This window comes from Janthinobacterium sp. GMG2 (assembly GCF_033949445.1).
GTDB lineage: Bacteria > Pseudomonadota > Gammaproteobacteria > Burkholderiales > Burkholderiaceae_D > Janthinobacterium > Janthinobacterium aestuarii.
The window spans coordinates 1-5,424 of record NZ_JAXAWA010000016.1 but is presented as its reverse complement, the minus strand read 5'-3'; the positions used below and the strand labels follow the sequence as shown (position 1 = coordinate 5,424).

The 5,424-nt window shown below is 58.4% G+C and carries 4 protein-coding genes; all 4 read left to right on the top strand.

Annotation, left to right across the window (positions count from 1 at the left end):
• The first annotated feature begins 232 nt into the window (after positions 1-232).
• The 4 genes from SKZ59_RS28070 (at position 233) to SKZ59_RS28055 (ending at position 5,149) form a co-directional block, all read left to right on the top strand.
• Positions 233-1,003, top strand: coding sequence for an acid phosphatase (locus SKZ59_RS28070; protein WP_319993596.1), 771 nt, complete (start codon positions 233-235; stop codon positions 1,001-1,003).
• Between the two features lie 62 nt (positions 1,004-1,065).
• Positions 1,066-2,544 (top strand): DUF2868 domain-containing protein, encoded by a 1,479-nt coding sequence (locus SKZ59_RS28065; RefSeq protein WP_319993595.1) that lies wholly within the window; start codon positions 1,066-1,068, stop codon positions 2,542-2,544.
• Positions 2,541-4,031, top strand: a complete 1,491-nt coding sequence (locus tag SKZ59_RS28060; protein ID WP_319993594.1) for a DUF3482 domain-containing protein — start codon at positions 2,541-2,543, stop codon at positions 4,029-4,031. Before SKZ59_RS28065 ends, SKZ59_RS28060 begins: the two co-directional genes overlap by 4 nt.
• A gap of 38 nt (positions 4,032-4,069) precedes the next feature.
• A complete protein-coding gene (locus SKZ59_RS28055; RefSeq protein ID WP_319993593.1) occupies positions 4,070-5,149 on the top strand; it encodes a tartrate dehydrogenase in 1,080 nt (359 codons plus the stop codon).
• Positions 5,150-5,424: the final 275 nt, after the last annotated feature.

The following is a 5,424-nucleotide window of genomic DNA, read 5'->3' as shown; positions in this document are numbered from 1 at the left end:
ACGCAGTAAGAGAAAAACCCCGCCAGCAATGGTGGGGTTTTTTTTCGTCTGGGGGTTTTGTTTGACGCTGGTGGTGGTTGTCGGATTACGCGCGTTGCGCTAATCCGACCTACGTGGCCTGCAATGGAAGTAGGTCGGATTAGCGTAGCGTAATCCGACAAGTCGGCAGCCAAGTGACAAACGAAAAAAAGGCAGCGCTGCGCGCTGCCTTTGTCATTTATCACCACATGTTGTGTACGGCGGGCATCGTCATGTTCTCTTCATATTGACACTGTACGATGACTTCCATTCTCATCAAGTAGTGTGTGCACCCATGTTGGCCAAGCTTAAACTCGTCAAAACTCCCAAAGGCATCGATAGCGTCCTGATGCTGTCGGCCATGCTGATACTCTGGATCGGCAATTACAGCAATCTCGACCTCATGATCGCCGACAGTATGTTCGACGGTGCGCACGGGCAATTTGTCGGTGCTGACAGCGCGTGGGCGAGCAGTTTCCAGCTCTGCATGATCTTGCTTGGCGCCGCCTTGATCTGTTTGGCCGTCTGGGACATCTTGCATCCGCTGGCCTGGCTGGCATCACGCCGCAGCGCCTTGCGCGTAGTGGCATTGTCGGCTATCTTCGTGCCATTAAGCATCTATTTGCTCTCTTCCTTCAGCGACGTGCCCTGTCCCACGGATTTGTTGCGTTACGGCGGACTGGAACCATACACGCGCCTGCTGGAAACGTTGCCAGCCAGCGCATCTACCATGGCATGCCTGCCCGCTACCCAGGCGAACGCTGCCTGGTGGATGCTGGCCTTGCCATTGTTCTGCCTGCCCGGACGGCCACGCACGGCGCTGCTGTTCGCCTGCATCATGCTGCTGTGCGGTTTGGCGGCAAGCTGGCAGCAGCAGTTGCAAGGTACGCAATTCTTCACGCATACCTTGTGGTCTGCCTGGATCGCTTCTTTCCTGATCTATCTGCTGCATCATTTGTGCCGGGCCGAGGACGCGTTGGCCTGAAACACGAAAGTACGTCACAATCTGCCTGTCGAGTTGTCGTTTCATACAAAAACAGGAGCACCATGAACGAGCAGATTGCGAGAGAAGTGGTATTGGTCCGTGCTATCGAGACGGCCGACCAGAAAAAAGAAGTCCTCAGCGAGGATGACCGCATGTATGCCAGCCGCAGCGCGCGTGAGCTTGCGCAGTGGCAAGCTTCGGGCAAGCAGGCCGAAGTGACCGGTGACGATTTCCTGCAGCAGCGTTCCGAGCTGATCATCAAGCGCATCACCGAGCGCACCCCTGCCTTCGCTGCCTTCGCGAAGCGTCGCAACGGCATGAAAACCCTGGCGCTGGCCTTGCCATTGCTGGCTTTGCTGCTGGGAGCCGGGCTCGACCGCATCACGGATCCCCATCGCGTCGACTTGCTGTCGGCGCCCTTGTTGCTGATCATCGCCTGGAATGTGCTGGTCTACTTGGGCTTGCTGATCTGGCTATGCATTCCCTCGCACTCGCTCGGCTGGCCGAAGGCGGGACTGGTGCGCCACCTGAGCGTGGGCCGTCTGGCTCTGCCGCGCAAACTGCCGCACGCCTTGTCCTCGGGCTTGCTCAGTTTCATGGGGGAATGGGCGCACTTGAGCGCCAAGCTGACGGCCGCGCGCCTGAGCCGTACCATCCACCTGAGCGCCGCCATGTTTGCCATCGGCGCCGTTGCCTCACTGTATGCGCGCGGCTTTCTGTCGCAATATGCGGCCGGCTGGGAAAGCACCTTTTTGAATCCCGGCCAAGTGCACAGCCTGCTTTCGACCTTGTTTGCACCGGCTATTGCCCTGTTTCATTTGCAAGGTTTTTCGCTGGCGGAAATCGAAGCGCTGCGCTTCCCGCAAACGACGACCGTCGAAGGCGGCGCACGCTGGGTGCATTTGTATGCGGCAACCATCTTCCTGCTGGTCGTCGTTCCCCGCCTGATCCTGGCCCTGGTCAACAATTGGCGTGCCGCGCGCCTGGCCAGGAACTTTCCGCTGGATCTCGATCAGCCGTATTTCCGCAAGCTTAACGAAAGTATCGGCGTGGCCACGGGCGGTATGCTGCGCGTCTTGCCGTACAGCTTTACTGTCGATGAAGCACGCCACATGGGATTGGGCCAGCTGTCCATCATGCTGTTCGGCGAGCAGGGGCGCATGATGCTGCGTCCATCGATGTCGTATGGCGAAGAGCCGCAGGACGTCTTGCGCGGCACGGACTTGAACGATCCGCAAGTCAATATTACGGCCGTACTGTTCAATCTGACGGCGACGCCGGAAAAGGAAAATCACGGCGCCTTCCTCGATTATCTCGTGCAATCGTCGGCACGCGGCATCGCCGTCCTGATCGACGAGTCCAGCTACCTGGAGCGCGCTGGCGAGCAGGCGGATAACGGCGCGCGCCTGGCGGAACGAGTCGCCCTGTGGCAGCAGTTCTGCCAGTTCCATAAAACTACGGCCACCGTGGTCAATTTGCTCAACCCTGCCTTGCACCCGCTTGATGCAGGTGTCGGCTTGAAAGTATCGGCAGCAGCATGAGTGTGAATGTGGATAAAGATGTGCAGGATGATGCGGTGCAGATTCAATTCGCGCTGATTTCGCACACGAATAATGGCAAAACGACCCTGGCACGCACCCTGGTGGGTGTGGATATCGGCGAAGTGCGCGACGCCGCCCACGTGACCGTGTTTGCCGAATCGCATACCTTGCTGGCTACGCCACAGGGCGATGCCTTGCAATTGTGGGATACGCCCGGCTTTGGCGACTCCGTGCGCTTGCTCAAACGCTTGGGACAGTCGGGCAATCCCATCGGCTGGTTCCTGCGTGAAGTGCTGGACCGTTACCGCGACCGCCCGTTCTGGCTCAGCCAGCAAGCGCTGCGCACGGCCAAGGACTCCGCCGACGTGGTGCTGTACCTGGTGAATTCCTCGGAGCATCCGAAGGATGCGGGTTACCTGCCGGCGGAAATGAAAATCCTCGCCTGGCTCGATAAGCCCGTGGTGGTCTTGCTCAATCAGATGGGGCCGCCACGTCCTGGCAATGAGGAACACAGCGAGCAGGCGCGCTGGCGCGAGCATTTGCAACAATATCCGATTGTGCGCGACGTTCTGGCGCTCGATGCCTTTGCCCGCTGCTGGGTACATGAGCGCGTGTTTTATGAAGCCGTAGGTAAATTGTTGCCGCAGTCGCAGCAAGCGGGCTATGCGCGTTTGTTTGCTGCCTGGCAAGAACAGAATACGGCGCGTTTCCGACAGGCCATGCACTTGCTGGCCACGCAGCTGGCAGTGGCCGGGCAGGATCGCGAAGCCATCGAGCCTGTCTCCAAGGGCTTGCTGAAATCGGCCTTGCAGGTCGTGGGCATAGGCAAGAACGCAGAGCAGCAACGCCAGGAAAAGGCCATGGCCAGCCTGGTGGCACGGCTCAATACACACAGCGGTATCACCACGCGCGAGCTTTTGATATTGCACAAACTCGACCCGACCGATGCGCATAAGATCAATAGCCGCATACGGGAAAACTTTGCGGTGCGCGCGCCGATCGACAAGGCGCAAGCGGGTTTGCTGGGGGCCATGATTTCCGGTGCCGCGACGGGGCTATCGGCCGACCTGATTTCCGGCGGCTTGACCTTGGGCACGGGCGCCCTGCTTGGCGGTGTGGTTGGTGCGTTGACGTTTGCGGGCGCAGCCTGGGGCTTTAATTCCGGCACGGACCGTAATGAGCCCACCATGCAATTCACGGATGCCTTCCTGCGCACCTTGGTGGTGGCGGGCGTGCTGCGTTACTTGGCGGTGGCGCACTTTGGCCGTGGTCGCGGTAACTTTGTTGAAAGCGAGGCGCCGGCCTTCTGGCAGGATGAAGTCGAGCAGGCGGTGGCGCGCCACGAGGGCGCATTGGTCGAGCTATGGAAAGAGGTGCGCCGCGAGAAGTCCAATGAACTGGCGGCCGAACGTGTGCAGCCCATCATCACGGCGATCACTGCCGATGTGCTGGCGCGCCTGTACCCGGACGTGGCGCAGCCGATGTAAATACAGGCTTCCATCGCCTATTTCCAACAGGGTATCCCATGAGCACACATAAAATCGCCGTCATCGCCGGTGACGGCATTGGCAATGAAGTCATGCCGGAGGGCTTGCGGGTGATGGAAGCGGCTGCTCGCCGTTTCAATATCGACCTGCAGTTCACGACGATGGCGTGGGCCAATTGCGACTATTACCTGGAACACGGGCAAATGATGCCGTCGGACTGGTTTGCGCAGCTCAAGGATTTCGACGCCATCTATTTTGGCGCCGTGGGCTGGCCGGACAAGGTGCCTGACCATATCTCGCTATGGGGCTCCTTATTAAAATTCCGGCGTGAATTCGATGAATACGTCAACTTGCGTCCCGTGCGGCTGATGCCGGGCGTGCCGTGCCCGCTGGCGAATAAAAAGCCGGGCGATATCGACTTTTATGTGGTGCGTGAAAACACGGAAGGAGAATATTCATCCGTGGGCGGCCGCATGTTCGAGGGAACGGAGCGCGAAACGGTGCTGCAGGAATCCGTTTTTACGCGCAAGGGCGTCGACCGAATATTGAAATACGCATTCGAGCTGGCGCAAAGCCGGCCCAAGAAACACCTGACATCGGCGACCAAGTCGAATGGCATTGCCATCAGCATGCCGTATTGGGATGAGCGGGTGGAAGCGATGGCGCCGCAATTTCCTGAAGTTCGCTGGGATAAATACCATATCGACATCCTGGCGGCCCGCTTTGTATTGAGCCCCGAACGTTTCGACGCGGTAGTCGCTTCGAATCTGTTTGGCGACATCTTGTCCGACCTGGGCCCCGCCTGTACTGGAACGATTGCCATCGCACCATCAGCCAATATCAATCCGGAGCGAACTTTTCCTTCCGTCTTTGAGCCGGTGCACGGTTCCGCGCCCGATATCTACGGCCAGAATATCGCCAACCCGATCGGCATGATCTGGTCGGGCGCCATGATGCTGGACTTCCTCGGTAATGGCGATGCCAATTACACGGCTGCGCACGATGCTGTTTTGCGGGCCATCGAACAGGTGCTCGAGCATGGTCCGCGTACGCCGGACATGGGCGGCAACGCCAGTACGACCGATGTCGGCATGGCGGTTGCCGAATTGCTCAAATAAAGCTTGCTGGCCGTAGGTGGCTTTGCTATAGTTCGCCTCCCCAATGAGACGCAGTCACTGCGGCAGTTGAGGATCACCGGAAACGGCGATGCAGTAAAAAGAAGGAGTTGACGATTGTGCTGAAATGCTTCATACTCTTCCTTCTTCGCAGCTGACAAACACAACGCTTTGTCGATAGCGCGAAAGTAGCACTGAATACAGTTCTTTAACAATTAACAGTCGATAAGTGTGGGCATTTGATGTAAGTGCAGCGTCAATCTTCGGATTGGCGTCTA